The organism is Nocardioides panzhihuensis, assembly GCF_013408335.1.
Taxonomy (GTDB): domain Bacteria; phylum Actinomycetota; class Actinomycetes; order Propionibacteriales; family Nocardioidaceae; genus Nocardioides; species Nocardioides panzhihuensis.
On record NZ_JACBZR010000001.1, the window covers coordinates 5,926,655 to 5,942,282 of the forward strand.

The 15,628-nt window shown below is 68.9% G+C and carries 16 protein-coding genes; 10 read left to right on the forward strand and 6 right to left on the reverse strand.

Annotated elements, in window-relative coordinates:
* Positions 1-33: 33 nt before the first annotated feature.
* Together BJ988_RS28080 and BJ988_RS28085 are read left to right on the forward strand one after the other, a co-directional pair.
* Complete coding sequence (locus BJ988_RS28080; protein ID WP_179661091.1) at positions 34-1,647, forward strand: serine/threonine-protein kinase; 1,614 nt, start codon at positions 34-36, stop codon at positions 1,645-1,647.
* Positions 1,648-1,729: 82 nt separating this feature from the next.
* Entirely contained in the window at positions 1,730-3,823 is a 2,094-nt protein-coding gene (locus tag BJ988_RS28085) for a protein kinase domain-containing protein (RefSeq protein WP_179661092.1), read from the forward strand.
* On the opposite strand, the gene BJ988_RS28090 is transcribed toward BJ988_RS28085, so the two are convergent.
* The gene (locus BJ988_RS28090) at positions 3,807-4,631 is read right to left on the reverse strand and encodes a metal-dependent hydrolase (RefSeq protein ID WP_179661093.1); all 825 of its coding nucleotides are present in this window, start codon (positions 4,629-4,631) and stop codon (positions 3,807-3,809) included. The two genes, BJ988_RS28085 and BJ988_RS28090, sit on opposite strands and share 17 nt — an antisense overlap.
* 186 nt (positions 4,632-4,817) lie before the next feature.
* Between BJ988_RS28090 and BJ988_RS28095 the strand changes: the two genes are divergently transcribed.
* The 4 genes from BJ988_RS28095 (at position 4,818) to BJ988_RS28110 (ending at position 7,704) form a co-directional block, all read left to right on the forward strand.
* Positions 4,818-5,120: a hypothetical protein gene (locus BJ988_RS28095; RefSeq protein ID WP_179661094.1), complete on the forward strand. Its 303-nt coding sequence runs from the start codon at positions 4,818-4,820 to the stop codon at positions 5,118-5,120.
* A gap of 85 nt (positions 5,121-5,205) precedes the next feature.
* On the forward strand, positions 5,206-5,739 hold the full coding sequence (locus tag BJ988_RS28100) for a redoxin domain-containing protein (RefSeq protein WP_179661095.1): 534 nt from the start codon (positions 5,206-5,208) through the stop codon (positions 5,737-5,739).
* A 200-nt stretch (positions 5,740-5,939) separates the two neighbouring features.
* Complete coding sequence (locus BJ988_RS28105; protein WP_179661096.1) at positions 5,940-6,413, forward strand: MarR family winged helix-turn-helix transcriptional regulator; 474 nt, start codon at positions 5,940-5,942, stop codon at positions 6,411-6,413.
* A gap of 70 nt (positions 6,414-6,483) precedes the next feature.
* A complete protein-coding gene (locus tag BJ988_RS28110) occupies positions 6,484-7,704 on the forward strand; it encodes an MFS transporter (RefSeq protein WP_179661097.1) in 1,221 nt (406 codons plus the stop codon).
* A gap of 34 nt (positions 7,705-7,738) precedes the next feature.
* On the opposite strand, the gene BJ988_RS28115 is transcribed toward BJ988_RS28110, so the two are convergent.
* From BJ988_RS28115 to BJ988_RS28130, 4 genes are all read right to left on the reverse strand, one after another.
* The gene (locus tag BJ988_RS28115; RefSeq protein WP_179661098.1) at positions 7,739-9,625 is read right to left on the reverse strand and encodes a CocE/NonD family hydrolase; all 1,887 of its coding nucleotides are present in this window, start codon (positions 9,623-9,625) and stop codon (positions 7,739-7,741) included.
* Positions 9,626-9,717: 92 nt separating this feature from the next.
* Positions 9,718-10,368 (reverse strand): CoA transferase subunit B, encoded by a 651-nt coding sequence (locus BJ988_RS28120; protein WP_179661099.1) that lies wholly within the window; start codon positions 10,366-10,368, stop codon positions 9,718-9,720.
* Between the two features lie 3 nt (positions 10,369-10,371).
* Positions 10,372-11,169 (reverse strand): CoA transferase subunit A, encoded by a 798-nt coding sequence (locus BJ988_RS28125; protein WP_179661100.1) that lies wholly within the window; start codon positions 11,167-11,169, stop codon positions 10,372-10,374.
* Between the two features lie 51 nt (positions 11,170-11,220).
* Positions 11,221-12,447, reverse strand: coding sequence for an acetyl-CoA C-acetyltransferase (locus tag BJ988_RS28130; protein ID WP_179661101.1), 1,227 nt, complete (start codon positions 12,445-12,447; stop codon positions 11,221-11,223).
* A 192-nt stretch (positions 12,448-12,639) separates the two neighbouring features.
* Here BJ988_RS28130 and BJ988_RS28135 point away from each other — a divergent pair, with 192 nt between their 5' ends.
* From BJ988_RS28135 to BJ988_RS28150, 4 genes are read left to right on the forward strand one after another with little or no spacing between them, the layout of a single operon-like run.
* Entirely contained in the window at positions 12,640-13,332 is a 693-nt protein-coding gene (locus BJ988_RS28135) for an energy-coupling factor ABC transporter permease (RefSeq protein WP_179661729.1), read from the forward strand.
* On the forward strand, positions 13,329-13,679 hold the full coding sequence (locus tag BJ988_RS28140) for a PDGLE domain-containing protein (protein WP_179661102.1): 351 nt from the start codon (positions 13,329-13,331) through the stop codon (positions 13,677-13,679). The genes BJ988_RS28135 and BJ988_RS28140 overlap by 4 nt, the downstream gene beginning before the upstream one ends.
* 1 nt (position 13,680) lies before the next feature.
* A complete protein-coding gene (cbiQ, locus tag BJ988_RS28145) occupies positions 13,681-14,316 on the forward strand; it encodes a cobalt ECF transporter T component CbiQ (RefSeq protein ID WP_179661103.1) in 636 nt (211 codons plus the stop codon).
* Positions 14,313-15,065, forward strand: coding sequence for an energy-coupling factor ABC transporter ATP-binding protein (locus BJ988_RS28150; protein ID WP_179661104.1), 753 nt, complete (start codon positions 14,313-14,315; stop codon positions 15,063-15,065). The genes cbiQ and BJ988_RS28150 overlap by 4 nt, the downstream gene beginning before the upstream one ends.
* A gap of 118 nt (positions 15,066-15,183) precedes the next feature.
* On the opposite strand, the gene BJ988_RS28155 is transcribed toward BJ988_RS28150, so the two are convergent.
* On the reverse strand, positions 15,184-15,609 hold the full coding sequence (locus tag BJ988_RS28155) for a DUF3054 domain-containing protein (RefSeq protein ID WP_179661105.1): 426 nt from the start codon (positions 15,607-15,609) through the stop codon (positions 15,184-15,186).
* Positions 15,610-15,628 lie beyond the last annotated feature (19 nt).

Genomic DNA, 15,628 nt, shown 5'->3' on the forward strand with positions numbered 1-15,628 from the left:
CCCGAAGGGCCGCTCACCAGGGATTATGAGCCCATGCGGATCCGTCCCCCACGCGCCGGTCGCCAGCAGTTGACCCACCTGACCGGACAGGGCGGACCCGCCCTGGACGATCGAAGTCTTGCCGGCCGGCTTGTCCAGGAACAACGACTTCAGCCCGACGAGGCCTCTGCCATCGTCAGGGAGATCGCGCGCATCCTCGTCGGCGGCCACGCCGCCGGTCACGTGCACGGCGACATCCGGCCGGCCACGATCGGAATCACAGACGGTGGCAAGGCCGACCTGATCGGCGCGCCGGCGCCACGCCCCGGGGAGAGCCTGCCCTACCTGGCCCCTGAGCAGGTCGAGCGGCAGCGGGTCAGTCCCGCCAGCGACATCTATGCGCTGGGCGCGGTGTTCTTCGAGGTGCTCGCCGGACGTCCGCCGTACGCAGGCAGCGAACCCGAGCGGATCGGCTCGCTGGTGACGGTGCCCGGTCAGATCGACGGCATCGTGACCGCGATGCTCGCTGTGGACCCGGCCGAGCGACCGCGGGCAGAGGAGGTCCTGGCCGTGCTGGAGAGCGGACTCTCCGCCCCGCCGAAGAAGATCGTCCGGCCGTCCAGAGCGGACGGGCGCCGCGCCCGGGTCGTGTCGTCCACCCTGGGCGTACTGATGGTCCTGCTCCTGCCGGGGCTGGTCTTCGGCTGCTGGAGCACGCTCCGCGCCGGCGACATGATGTCGGACGTCGGGAGCGCCGAGCCGCTCGCCGATGTCTTGCCGACCAGCTTCCAGCTCGCCTTCGACCTCTCGATCGAGCGCGATGCGCTGCGTACCGACGCGGCACTGACCGAGGACTTCCTCCAGATCACCGACAGGTCCATCGAGGCCTGGACCGGCGAGGTCGAGGAGCTGGACACCGCGGGTGACCCAGGTCTGCGCCGGCGGATGGAGAGGTCGGCGGCCGCCCTCGAGAGGCTCTCCGACATCCGTGCGGCCACCCGGGCCGGGGACAGGTCCGGCAAGCTGGTGGCCGTCGAGCTGTACACGAACGCGGTCAACGGCCTCTTCGACCTCGCCGCCGAGCTGCCGTCGTTCCAGGACGACGAGCTGGCCAAGCAGACGCGAAACCTGGAGCTGATCGGGTCTGTCTCGGAGGTGCTCGGGCTTGAGCGAAGGATCATGGCGAACGCCTTGCGGAACGGGCGGATCAGCGACCAGGGCATCGCCGACCTCAGCGCGGCTCAGGACTCCTGGGCGACTCATTCGGCGTCGATCTACGCCCGCGCCGACCCGGCGATGCGGCAGGGGCTCGACCGGATCTCTGGTCGGTCGTTCGAGTTCGGCTCACACGCGGTCTCGTCCCAGCGTGCCGTCATCCGAGTGCTCAACGCCCGTGACGTCGAGGAGGTCGCGAGGCAGCTGGAGGTGACCGCCGACGGTAGAACTGTGGACCAGCTCTGGCTGGCCGATGCGGCCCGCTACGTCCAGGACCTCAAGAACGTGGTGGTCGACTCTGCGCGCCGGCTGGCTGAGGGCATCGACCGTGAGCACCGGGACGCACAGAACCAGACGATCGCCCGGGGGGTCTTCACCGGCATCGCGCTCGTGGTGTTCGTCGTGCTCGGGTTCGCACTGCTCCATGCGCGAAGGCGATCGGTTGACGCGTAAACCGCGAACGATAGCAAAGATCGGCCAACTCCATCGGTGCGTACACAAGACGCACGGGGTGTGAGTCCGACAACATATGCGCATGCGAACGCGCCCCCCGATCGCAGGCCGATACCGCCTGCACCGACTGCTTGGCCGCGGCGGGATGGGCGAGGTCTGGCAGGCGGCCGACACCAGGCTCGAGCGCTGGGTGGCCGTGAAGGTCGTGGAGATCTCTGCCGACCCGAAGGTGACCGAGCGCTTCCGGCGTGAAGCGCTCTCGACGACGGCGGCCAGCCACCCGGGCACGGTGCAGGTGCACGACGTCGGGGTCGAGGAGACCGAGTACGGCAGCATCGTCTACCTGGTCATGGAGCTGCTGCCCGGTCCGACGCTGGCCGACCGCCTCGAGAAGCAGGGGCGGTTCACCGTCGAGGAGGCGAGCGAGGCGATGGTCCAGGTCGCGCGCACGCTCGCCGCGGTCCACGCCTCGGGGATCATCCACCGCGACATCAAGCCGTCCAACCTGGTCTACGACGGCGACGGCCGGATCCGGGTGCTCGACTTCGGCATCGCCCAGCTCGCCAGCCATCAGGCCGAGCGACTCACCTCGACCCGCCACGTGATGGGGAGCCTGCCCTACATCTCGCCCGAGCAGGCAGCCGACACCGTGGTCGGTCCGGCGAGCGACATCTACGCGCTCGGCTGCGTCTGCTTCGAGCTGCTGACCGGTCGCGCTCCCTACGCCGGCTCCGAGCCGGTCTCGATGATCTACCAGCACGTGACCGCGCCGGTCCCGCACGTCAACGACGTGGTCGACGTGCCCGCCCATGTCGACGAGTTCGTGGCCTCGATGATGGACAAGGACCCGTCCCGGCGACCCACCGCGGGCGAGGTCGTCGCCTTCGCGCGCAGGCCCGGGGTCGTGCCCGCGGTCGTCACCGGCAGCCGAGAGCTGTCTGCCTCCGCCAAGCCCGCGGCGATCGCCGCACCCAAGGCACTCTCCGCCCCGGCGTCGTCGGCGTCGTCGGCGACAGCGGTCGCGGGGGTGGTGGAGTCGGTGCAGCGTACGCCTCGGTCCCATGCGGCCCCGAAGCCGAGCGTCCTGCGCACCCGGGTGCTCGGCGCGCTTCTGGTCCCGGTGGTGATCACCATGGTCCTGGGTGGACTGGCCTTTGCCGACGCGCTCGAGGAGCGAGCTGTCTCCAACGGGGCGATGACGATCGCAGGCGCGCTCCCGGAGAGCTACGAGCTCGGGATGGATCTCATCTTCGAGCGTGACGCGCTGGGCTCGGACCAGGTCCCGGACGCGGTCCGGCAGGCCTATCGTCAGGTGACCGACGACTCGATCGAGGCGTGGCACGACGACATCACCAAGATCGATCTCGCCGACACCCCGAGCCTGCGGGAGCGGGTCGAACGCACCTACACCGTCCTCAAGGGCATCGACGCCTATCGCAAGGACCTCGAGGACGGCGACAAGGCGAGCACGGAGGCCGCCGTCGCGGCCTACACCGACACCGCCTACGAGCTGCTCGACTTCGCGACCGAGATGCCCAACATCCCCAACGAGAAGATCTACAAGCAGGTCACCAACCTCAAGTACGTCAGGTCGGCGGCCGAGTCCCTGGGCGTCGAGCGGACGATCATGGTGCCGGCACTGATGACGGGCCGGATCGACCAGGAGTCGATGGAGGCGATGAGCGAGGCGCGTACGTCATGGCAGCTCACCTCGCGCTCCTTCTACGCCGACGCTCCGAAGGCGACCCAGAAGGCGTTGGACAAGATCTCGGACGGCACCTTCGCGGACGGTTCTCGCGGTGTGATCTCCCAGAACGCCGTCGTGCGGGCGATCAACGACGGCTCGCTCGAGCGGGTGGTGTCGGACCTCGAGAGGCAAGGGCCGGGGAGGCCGGCCGCGCAGGTCTGGTCCGAGGACATGACCCGGTTCATCCAGCTCCTCAAGGACACGATCGTGGCGATGACGCTGATCGTCGCGGACGATGTCGGCGAGGAGCACCGGGACATCCAGACCAAGGTCGTCCTGAGCGGCATGCTCGCGGTCGCTGCCCTTCTCGCCGCCCTCGGGCTCCTGGCGGGGATCTTCCTCGTACGCCCGCTTCGCGGGCGTCGACGGTCCGTCGCAGACGTGAGCGGCGAGAAGTCGTGGGGACAGTCGCTCAGACGAGCGCGCTGAGGTTGGCGACCAGGACGTCCCAGCGGCTGTCGACGTCGAAGCCCATCTGGCTCAGCATCGCCCAGCCGAAGCCGACGATGGCGTAGAGGCTGATCGGTGTCATCACTACCCACTCACGGATCGAGCCGGCATCGCCGAGGACGGGGAGGGCGAAGTGGCCGCCCCGCGTCCACATGTTGTCGAACGGGAGCCACTTGTTGCGCCGGACCCACTTCGGCGGCTTGGGCGCGATCGGCCAGAACACCGGGATCCCCATCGTCGTCACGAAGTCGCCGAGCAGGTGTACGACGCAGCCCAGGGCGACCGAGAACGGCATCCACCACCACTCCTCGGGTGCGAAGACCGCGATCACGGATGCCAGCGCGACCGCCGGGATCCAGGGCCACAGGACGCCCTTGCGGGTGAGCTTCAGCGCGTCCATCGCGAAGGCGACGAGCAGGACGCACATGATGCCCGGACCGATCAGAACGCTTCCGACGGTCTCGGTCTCGAGCGAGAGCTTCCCGGCGCCCCAGGCGAGGCCGGTGAAGGCCAGCACGCCGAGGATCGAGTGGGTGCCGTTGCGGTGGCCGCCGGAGACCCGTCCGACGACCTTGGTCAAGGCTTCGGTGACCGGCGGCAGCGAGTGAGCGATCGTGCCGTTGTGGTGGTCCGCGTCCGGAAGCAGCGCGGCGCCGGCGCACACCAGGGCCCCGGTCATCACACCTACGTCCGAGACGCCCGGATACCATCCGAACGCGATCGGTGCCGACGATGTCACTGCGATCCACGCGGCCGCGCCTGAGGCCGCGTGATGCCCGCCCATCATGTGAAGTTGGTGTCCCTCTCAGTGCTCCCCGCCGTATGCCGCGGATGAACGTACCGGTCCGTGGGCTGCTGCATGTGTGTTGGGGGTGGCGTGTCTGGCGACGAGACTCGAATCACTGTTCGAAAGATGATTCGCGAAGCGTTAGGGGATGCGGCGGAGGCGGCAGATTGAATATGCTGCCCCGTCATGACGACTCCCGGCACCCAAGGCGACGTCCGCCGTGCGCCGTGGACGTTCGAGACCGGCCGGTGTGCTGCGACGGTGACTCCCGAGGCGATCGAGTTCCGATTCATGGTCACCGCGCCCGACGGCTCGCTGAGCGAGATGCTGCTCTCGGTGGGTCGGCACGACATGCCGACGCTGCTCGAGGAGATCGCCTACGAGATGCCCGAGGCGCTCGAGTGGATGTCGGCCGCGATCATGACGGTCGCCAGGGATCGTCGCCTGACCGAGGAGGCTGCGTCCCTCCCGCATCGGCGCGGGGCATAACCTCGGCACGTGGAGGGTTGTCGTCTCGATGAGCGCGGGGCCACTGCCTTCAGACCCCGATATCCGATGATCCGAGGAGAGACCTGTGACCAGCACGCACGACTTCGAAGCGACGGCCGCCGACGGCCGCACCGTCCGGCTCGGTGACTACAAGGGCAAGCTGCTGCTGATCGTCAACGTCGCGAGCAAGTGCGGTCTGACGTCGCAGTACGAAGGTCTGGAGGCGCTCTATCGCGCCACCAAGGACTCTGGCGTCGAGGTCGTCGGGTTCCCGACCAACCAGTTCCTGGGTCAGGAGCCCGGCACCGACGAGGAGATCCAGGAGTTCTGCAAGACCACGTACGACGTCACCTTCCCGGTCCTGGCCAAGGTCGACGTCAACGGGGAGAACGCCGCGCCGCTCTACGACTTCCTGCGCGCCGAGGCGCCCGGCGACTGGGGCCCGCACCTGGGTCAGTTCTACGAGGCGGTGAAGGACATCAGCCCGGCGACCGAGCCCGGCGACATCAAGTGGAACTTCACCAAGTTCCTCATCGGCCGCGACGGCGAGGTCCTCAAGCGCTACGAGCCCCCGGTGACCCCCGAAGAGATCCAGTCCGACCTGCCCCAGTACGTCTAACCCCGAAACGTCAGTTCTCGACGTCGAAGCGTCAGTTCTCGACGTCGAGAGGTCAGATTTTGACGTCGAGAGGTCAGAAATACTGACTTCTCGACGTCAAGAAGTGACCTTTCGGCGTCATGTTTGACGTCTCGGCGGGGGCTTTCGGGATAGTTGGTTCGGAGATAGTTTGGTGTGGGATGGTTCGCTAAGATCTATTCATGCCCGGACCGCGTATCGACCTGTTGTTCCTGCTCAACCAGTCTGCTCACGCCTTCGCGGCTCAGGTCGGCGAGGCTCTCGCTGACATGGAGCTGTCGGTGCGTGAGTACTGCGTGCTGCTGAAGGCGTCCGAAGGGGTGTACACCCAGAACGCCGTGGCCGAGATGGCGATGCTCGACAAGACCACGATGGTCACGACCCTCGATAGCCTCGAGCGCCGTGGCCTCGCCGAGCGCCGGGTCTCGGACACCGACCGCCGAGCCCGCATCGTGGCGCTCACTCCGGCCGGTACGAAGGCGCTCGAGGAGGCCTCGAAGACCTATAACGCGACCGTCGCCGAGGCGCTCGAGGGTCTGTCGCCGAGCGAGGGCGAGGCGTTCGTCGAGGCGCTCCAGCGCCTGGTCGAGGGGCCGTGGGCGACGCCGTCGCACACGATGACGCTGCGACGGCGTGCCCCTGCGTCTGCTCGCTGAGAAATAGATCCACAAATGAATATCTGAAAATAGATTGTTTCGTAAGAAACAATCTTCTATGGTCGTATCCATGACGACCAAGGCAGTCGCGCTCGCGACCCTCGCAGCAACTCAACTCATGGTGATCCTCGACGGCACAGTCGTGACCGTCGCCCTTCCGGCAATCCGCGACGACCTGGGCTTCGGCGATGCCTCGCAGTCCTGGATCGTCAACGGCTTCCTTCTTGCCTTCGCGCTCGCCCTGCTCCCGGCGGGCCGGGCCGGTGACGCCTTCGGCACCCGCCCGGTCTTCCTCACCGGGCTGAGCATCTTCACCCTCGCCTCGGCATGGTGCGGGCTCGCCTGGGATCCGATCTCCCTGGTCCTCGCGCGATTCGTCCAGGGCCTAGGGGGTGGCATCGCGTCGGCCGTCGTCCTCGGCATGATCGTCGGCCTCTACGTCGAGACGGCGGAGCGACTCCGCGCCTTCGCGGTGCTCGCCTTCATCGGCTCCGTCGGTGCGTCGGTGGGGACCGTCCTGGGCGGCGTGCTCACCGAGCTCGCCTCCTGGCGTTGGACCTTCCTGATCAACCTGCCGATCGGGATCATCGCGCTGGTCGTCGCGCTCCGCGCGGTCAGAGGTACGCCGCCGACCGGCGCCAAGGGTGGTCTGCTGCCGCGCGGCCTGTTCGCCGAGCACCGGTTCGTGCTCGCCAACCTGATCCTGGTGACCCTGACCTTCGGTGGGTTCACCTTCCAGTTCGTCACGACGCTCTACCTCCAGGACGTCCTCGGCTTCGGAGCGCTCACGACCGGCCTGGCGTTCTTCCCGGTCGGCGCGGTGATCGCCGTCGCATCCCTCGGCTTCAGCGCCATGCTGGCCGATCGGTTCGGCACCGAGCGCATCATGCTGGCCGGCATGCTCGCCTTCGTCGCAGGCATGATCTATCTCGTCCGTATCCCCGACTCGGGCAGCTTCGCTCTCGACGTCCTCCCGGGCACGATCGTGATGGGTCTCGGCTTCGGGCTCGCGATGCCGCAGGTGATCGCTCTGGCGATGGGTGCGCTGGCTCCGGAGTTCGCTGGCATCGGCTCCGGCCTGACCACGACCGCTCAGCAGGTCGGCGGGTTCCTCGGCACCTTGATCGCCGCCGGCCTGGTCACGACCGTCGGCTACTACGCGGCCTATGCCTCGGCGGCGGTCGCGTTGGCCCTCGGAGCGGTGGTCGCGGCGTACCTGCTCGTGAATGCCACACGCGCCCGGGACCCGGAGATCACCGAGCGGGTGCCGGAGGAAGCCGCCAGCCTCTGACCTTCTCGCCGCGAGATCCGCACGCCTCTCGGCGCTACCTCCGGACCGGGAGGATCAGCGTCGAGGGGTGTGCCTTCGTGTGATGGACGGTCACCACGCCCGCGACGCCGCGGACCAGTTGCTTGACGTTGGGCAGCAGGTGAGGGACGTCGTAGGAGTGGACGGTGACGCGGAGGCGGTGGCCCTTCTTGATCACCGCGCCGGTCGGGAAGACCTCGACGGGCACGCGGTAGACCTTGCCGGGGGTGACCGACTGCTCGGCCTCGCGGGTGAAGGGGTGCCAGGGCTGGACGACCTGTCCGTTCAGCGTTCGCGATCTCGACGGCAGGACAGCTCGATGGCGCAGGGTCTGCCACCCGCCGGTGATGCGGTCGACGGACCCGTCCGGCGCGACATCCTCGACCGAGACCGAGATCAGGCCGTCGGTGCCGGTCGTGGAGACGGACAGATCGGCGTTGAGCGGACCGGAGAAGGCCAGGTCGGAGGCGGCCGGAGCCGTCTCGTAGGAGACCCCGAGCGCGTCGTTGATCCGGTTGTCGGTCTCGCAGCCGGGGATCGCGAGGGCGCCGGCGGTCCACTGCGCGGTGCTGCGAGAGCACAGTCCCTGCACCGGCAGCGGCACGATGGTGTCTCCGCCGACGGGCTTCAGGGCCGACCCGATGCCGTACGTCTTGGCGCGGACCTCGCTCCCGAGCCACGACTGCATCGTGCGCCACTTCCCGGACCCGATCTCGTGGTAGGTCACCGGAGCGACGTCCCGGTCGAGGGTGGTGTCCGAAAGGCCCATGAGGTGCGTGTCGAACCACCGCAGCGCCATCTCGCTCAGGCTGTTGATCCCGCTGCCCTCCAAGCCGGCGGCCGTCGCGGCCTCGGTGTGCGTCCACGGCCCGACGAGCAGCTTGGTGTCCACCCCGTTCCGCTGCATCCGGTCGAAGAGCATCGGCGCCCCACGCTGGAAGATGTCGTACTGCCCGGCCGTCACGAACGTCGGTACGTCGATCTCGTCGACCACGCTCAGCGGCGAGCGCTTCCGATAGAAGGGGCCGTCGTAGGCGGCGTCGCTGCCCAGCACCGCGCTGGCGAGCATCGGCACCTGGAACCCGAGCGCGCCGCCGACGTGCTGCAGCAGCGTGGTCAAGGTGGCCTCGGGGCGGGCCTTGTTCACGGCCGGCGGCACCAGTCCCGCGCCCGTGACGAGCCCGAACCACAACGGGATGAACCCGGCGTCGATCTGTCCGCCGGAGGCGACCACGTCGCGGTAGACGTCACCGGCAGGCACGATCGGGAACATCGCCTTCAGCCCGCGTGGGTGCTGGGCGGCGGTGAAGAACTGGTTGATGGCCATGTAGGAGGCGCCCCACAGGCCGAGCTCACCGTTGCTCCACGGGCGCTGCTTCGAGGTGGCCCAGTTGGCGACCTCGAGGCCGTCCTTCTGCTCGCGGTCGCCGAACGCGTCCCACTGACCGGCGGAGGAGCCGGTGCCGCGTACGTCGGTCTGCACGAACACATATCCGCGCTGGACGAAGTAGTCGCCGCCGCTGCCGCCGGACAGGTTCTTGTTGTAGGGGTTCTGCGTCAGGATCACCGGGAACCGACCCGCCGCCGCGGTGCCGTCGGCCTTCGCCGGACGGTGGATGTCGGCCAGGAGCACGACCCCGTCGGACATCGTGATCGCGACGTCCTTCTCGACCACCACGCCGTACGTCGCCGGCCGAGGCTTCCACGCCTCGGCTCGTGCCTGCGGCTGGGCCGCCGGCGCAGCCCGCGGAGCCTGGGGCGCCGCAGTTGGAGCGGCCGGCAGCGTACGCGCCATGCTCTCCGCCTCGCCGGCCAGCGAGCCGAGGTCGGACGACGTCGGTGGCAGGAACGTCGTGACAAGAGCCAGGAACGGAAACAGGAACGACAGGATGCCGAGATTCACGACTCACTCCCAGGGTGTGGTGACCATCACATCCACAAACGAGAAGTGCAAACGCGAGTTACGGCAACGTGTTCCAGTATTGGATCGTGAGACTAAGCGACTGCTGCTGAGGTCCTGTCGACGACCTCAGCACCGGTGGCCGCCACGACCTCGTCGTACGTCACCCCGGGAGCCAGCTCCACGAGCTCGAACGAGGCGCCGGCGACGTCGAGGACGCCCAGGTCGGTGATGACCCGCTTCACGATCCCGCGACCCGTCAGCGGCAGGTCGCACTCCGCGAGCAGCTTGGGGGCGCCCTTCTTGGTGACGTGCTCCATCAGCACGATCACCCGCCCGGCCCCGGAGACGAGGTCCATCGCGCCACCCATGCCCTTGACCATCTGGCCCGGGACCATCCAGTTGGCGATGTCGCCGTTGGTCGCGACCTGCATCGCGCCCAGGACGGCGACGTCGATGTGGCCACCGCGAATCATCGCGAAGGAGGTCGCGGAGTCGAAGTAGGAGGCTCCGGCGAGCACGGTCACCGTCTGCTTGCCGGCGTTGATCAGGTCCGGGTCGACCTCGTCCTCGTAAGGGAACGGACCGACGCCGAGGATGCCGTTCTCGGCGTGCAGCACGACCGTCGAGCTCTCCGGGATGTAGTCGGGGATCAGCGTCGGCAGGCCGATCCCGAGGTTGACGTAGTCGCCGTCCTGCAGCTCCTGCGCGGCGCGCGCGGCCATCTGGTTGCGGTCCCAAGCCATGACTCAGGCCTCCTTGCTCGATGTGGTCTCGGTCGGGCGCTCGCCACGCGTCGTACGTTTCTCGATGTCCTTGCGTGCTGCCTGCTCGGGCGTCAGCGCCACGATCCGCTTCACGAAGATCCCCGGAAGATGTACGTCGGCTGGGTCGATCTCACCGACCTCGACGACCTCCTCGGCCTCGACGACGGTGATCCGCCCCGCCATCGCGGCCGGGACGTTGAAGTTGCGGGTCGAGGCGTTGAACTGGGCATTGCCGGCCCGGTCGACGCGAGTCGCGCGCACCAGCGCGAAGTCGGTGACGATGCTCTCCTCGAGCACCATCTGCTTGCCGTGGAACGCCCGGACCTCCTTCGGCTCGGAGGCCTCGGCGATGGTGCCGTCAGGGTTGTAGCGGTAGGGCAGGCCGCCGTCGGAGACCATCGTGCCGACGCCGGTCGGCGTGTAGAACGCGCCGATCCCGCTGCCGCCCGCGCGCATCCGCTCCGCGAGGGTGCCCTGCGGGGTGAGCTCGAGGGTGATCTCGCCGGCCAGGTACTGCCGGCCGAACTCCTTGTTCTCGCCGATGTAGCTCGCGATCACGCGGGAGATGCGGTGGTCGTCGAGCAGCAGCCCGAGCCCGGCGCCGTCCACGCCGCAGTTGTTGGAGACGACCATCAGGTCGTCCGCGCCCTGCTCCCGCAGCGCCTCGATCAGGAACCACGGGATCCCCACCAGCCCGAAGCCACCCACTGCCAGGCTCGCTCCGCTGTGGATGTCGGCGACCGCCTCTGCGGCCGATCCGACCACCTTGTCCAGACCCATGTCTTCTCTGCTCTCTCGAAGGAAAAACTCGTACGCCGATGCCAGCCGGCGTCAGCGGACCGACTCGAACACCGCCGCGAGCCCCTGCCCGCCGCCGATGCACATCGTCTCCAGGACGTACTTCGCCTCGCGGCGCTGCGCCTCGCGGGCCGCCGTGGCGAGGATCCGCGCGCCGGTGGCACCGATCGGGTGACCCAGGGAGATCCCCGAGCCGTTGGGGTTGAGCCGTTCGTCGGTCGCGTCGATCTTCCACTCGCGCAGGACCGCGAGGACCTGGGCGGCGAACGCCTCGTTGAGCTCGATCAGGTCGATCTCGTCGAGGGTGAGCCCGGCCCGGTCCAGCGCGGCCCTGCTGGAGAGGACGGGTCCGATGCCCATCCGCTCGGGCTCGCAGCCGGTGACGGCCCACGACTTGAGCGCCAGCAGGGGAGTCAGGCCGCGCCTCTCCGCCTCGGCGCGGGTGGTCACGACGCACATCGCGGCGCCGTCGTTCTGACCGGACGCGTTGCCGGCGGTGACCGTCGACTCCTCGTCGACCTTCAGCCGGATCGGACGCAGCGAGGCGAGCTTCTCCAGAGAGATGTCGGCACGTGGGTGCTCGTCGCGGTCGACGACCACGTCGGGCTTGCGGCGGCCGCCGGGAACGGTCACCGGCACCAGCTCGTCGGCGAACTTGCCGGCCTCGTGGGCGGCGACGGCGCGCTGGTTGGAGCGCAGCGCGAGCTCGTCCTGCTCCTCGCGGCCGATGCCGTACTCGCGGCGCAGGTTCTCCGCCGTCTCGATCATGCCGCCGGGGATCGGGTGGTCCTTGCCGCCTGCGGTCTCGCGGGCCCGGTCGAGGCGGTCGAGCAGCTGGATGCCGCCCTGCTTCACCCCGCCGCGCAGCCCGAGCGAGTAGTGCTCGACGTTGGACATCGACTCCGCGCCGCCGGCCACGACGAGGTTCGCGGCGCCGGTGGCGACCGAGCCCGCGGCGTACAGGATCGCCTGGAGACCCGAACCGCAGCGGCGGTCGATCTGCAGGCCGGGGACGCCGTTGCCGAGCCCGGCGTCGAGGGCGGCGATGCGTCCGATCGCGGGGTTCTCGCCGCTCGCGTAGCCGTTGCCGAGGATGACGTCGTCGACGTCGCCCTCCTGCATGCCGGTGCGCTCGACCAGCTCGCGCAGGACCGTCGTGGCGAGGTCGGTCGCGGTCAGCGGGGCCAGGGCGCCGAGGAACCGGCCGACCGGGGTGCGGAGGGGCTCGCAGATGACGATGTCGTTGGCGGCGCTGCTCATGCTCTCGACCGTACGCGGACAGTCATGACTTGAGAAGTATCCATTTCTAGCGGATTGAAACCTCTGCGGTCTTGGTCGTCCTTCGGCCAGGCAGTGCACGGGCGAGGCTATTGCGATAAGTTCGCGTTTAGCGGTTTCCGTTGTCCAGGGCTCCACTTGGACCGACCCCACACGCAGAACCAAGAGGTGACCATGCACGTCCCCGACGGCTTCCTCGACGCGCCGACGTCGATCGCCACCGGCGCAGTAGCTGTCGTCGCGGTGGGTGTCGCGCTGCGCGGCGCGCGCCGCGAGCTCGACGACAAGACTGCCCCGCTGGCCGGCCTCGTGGCCGCGTTCGTCTTCGCGACCCAGATGATCAACTTCCCCGTCGGGGCCGGCACGAGCGGCCATCTGATGGGCGGTGCGCTGGCGGCCGTGCTGGTGGGGCCGTGGACCGGGGTGCTCTGCGTCTCGGTCGTGCTGATCGTGCAGTCCCTGCTCTTCGCCGACGGCGGGATCACCGCGCTCGGCACCAACATCCTGCTCATCGCCGTCACCACGGTGGTCGTCGGCTGGTTCGTCACCCGGGTGCTGCTCAAGGTGCTGCCGAAGCGGGTCGGCATGGTCGCCCCCGCGGCCGCCATCGGCGCCTTCGTCTCCGTGCCCACTGCAGCCCTCGTCTTCACCGGTCTCTATGCGGTCGGCGGCACCGCCGACATCTCGCTGACCACCCTGGCCACCGCGATGCTCGGGTGGCACACCGTCATCGGCCTCGGCGAGGCCGCGATCACCTTCCTCGCCGTCGGCGCGATCCTGTCCGTACGTCCTGACCTCGTCTACGCCGCCCGAGGCGTGATCTCCGAGCGCGAGCTGGTCATCAAGACCAAGGAGTCGGTGGCATGACGACGGCGACGAAGACGACGGAGACGAAGCGGGCCGTGCCGTTCAAATGGGTCGCGGTCGGCATCGCAGTCGTGGCGCTGCTTTTGGCAGGGGTGGTCTCCTACTACGCATCAGCCAACCCCGACGGCCTCGAGTACGTCGCCCACAAGACCGGCTTCCTCGACAGCGCCGCGGAGCACGGCGCGGCCGACGGGCCGCTGGCCGACTACAGCGCCAAGGGCGTCGACGATGCGCGGCTCTCCGGCGGCCTCGCCGGAGTGATCGGCACCGTGGTGGTCCTCGTCATCGCCGGTGGCCTGGCCCTGGTCGTACGCCGCCGACCCAACGGCACTTCCGACGAGGCCTGAGGTGCCCGCACACCTGAAGGTGCTGGCCCTGGTCGGCTTCATGCTCGTGGTGGTCGCCACCCCGCGGGAGTGGTTCGCTGCGTACGCCTTCTTCCTCGCCGTTCTGGTGACCGTCGGCGCGGTGGCGCGGGTGCGCCCGGGCTGGGTGCTCAAGCGGATGGTCGTGGAGACGCCGTTCGTGGTCTTCGCGGTGCTGATGCCGTTCATCGCGCAGGGGCCGCGGGTCGACGTGCTCGGGCTGAGCCTGAGCGAGTCGGGGCTGCTCTCGGCCTGGGGGCTGCTCGCCAAGGGCACGCTCGGTGTGATCGCCGGCCTGCTGCTCGCCGCGACGACGACGCCTCAGGAGCTGGTCCGCGGCTTGGAGAGGCTGCGGATGCCTGAGCAGCTGGTCCAGATCATGGCGTTCATGGTCCGCTACCTGGAGGTGGTGACCGACGAGATGCGCCGGATGGCGGTGGCGCGCGCCTCGCGAGGCTTCGTCGCCCGCAACCCGCTCCACTGGCCGGTGCTCGCCCGATCGGTCGGCGCGCTGTTCATCCGTTCCTTCGAGCGCGGTGAGCGCGTGCACCTGGCCATGGTCTCGCGCGGCTACACCGGGAGAATGCCCCGGTGCGATGTATCGAGCTTGTCGAGATGACCACTCCAGTCCTCGACGTACGCGGCTTGGCCTTTGCCTACCCCGACGGCCATCAGGCGCTCTTCGGCGTCGACCTGCATGTCCACCGCGGCGAGCGGGTCGCGCTGCTGGGACCCAACGGGGCGGGCAAGACGACGCTGGTCCTGCACCTGAACGGGATCCATCTGGCCGGCGCCGGGTCGGTCACGGTGAGCGGTCTGCCCGTGACCAAGGCCAACATCAAGGAGATCCGCCGCCGCGTCGGCATCGTCTTTCAGGACCCGGACGACCAGCTCTTCATGGGCACCGTCCGCGAGGACGTCGCCTTCGGTCCCGCCAACCTCGGCCTCCGCGGCGAGGCTCTGGACGCCAAGGTCACCGAGGCGCTCACGAAGGTCGGCATGGAGGAGTTCGCCGACCGGCCCCCGCACCATCTCTCCTTCGGTCAGCGCCGCCGGGTGGCAGTGGCCACCGTGCTGGCGATGGACCCGGAGATCCTGGTCCTGGACGAGCCGTCCTCCAACCTCGATCCCGCCTCCCGCCGCGAGCTGGCCGACATCCTCCGCGACCTGGACGTCACCGTCCTGATGGTCACCCACGACCTCCCGTACGCCCTCGAGCTCTGCGGACGCTCGGTCATCCTCGACGGCGGCGTCGTGGCCGCCGAGGGCCGCACTGTCGACGTACTCTCCAACGCCGACCTCATGCGCGCCCACCGCCTCGAGCTCCCCTTCGGCTTCGACCCGGTCGCCGCAGCCGCCACCCTCTAGCCGAGACGTCACTTACGTCGGCCGAGACGTCACTTACGTCGGGCGAGTTGGCAGATCGATGCCATCTCGGCCGACCTGCGTGACGCTTCGGCCGACGGGAGTGACGTCTCGGCGGGGGTCAGTCGGCGAGGCGGCGGGAGCGGTAGTGGAGCTTGGCGCTGACGTAGCCGCGCCAGCCGATGAGGGTGATGCCGAGGAAGAGGATCGAGACGACGAGGAAGGCGGGCGCGAGGCCGCCGCCGGTGAGGCCGCGGAGCACCATCCCGATGACGTACGTCCCGAGCCAGACGACCACGCCGGCCGGCCAGGTGCGAGCGGCGGGCCAGCGGCGCCAGGCCAGGACGGCCCAGGCCACGAGCAACCCGACCAGGAAGGGCCAGGCGATGCGAAGCACGACGAGCGCCGGGCCGGAGTCGTGCGACTGGCGCCCGGCGAAGGCGAAGAGGAGCACGAAGAGGACGTCCGCGGCGAAGGCCGCGACCGCCCACTTGGGCACGAGCCCGGCGATGAGTGGGAAGGAGACGTCGGACTTCGTGGAGGACATGGTGCTCAGGATACGAGCC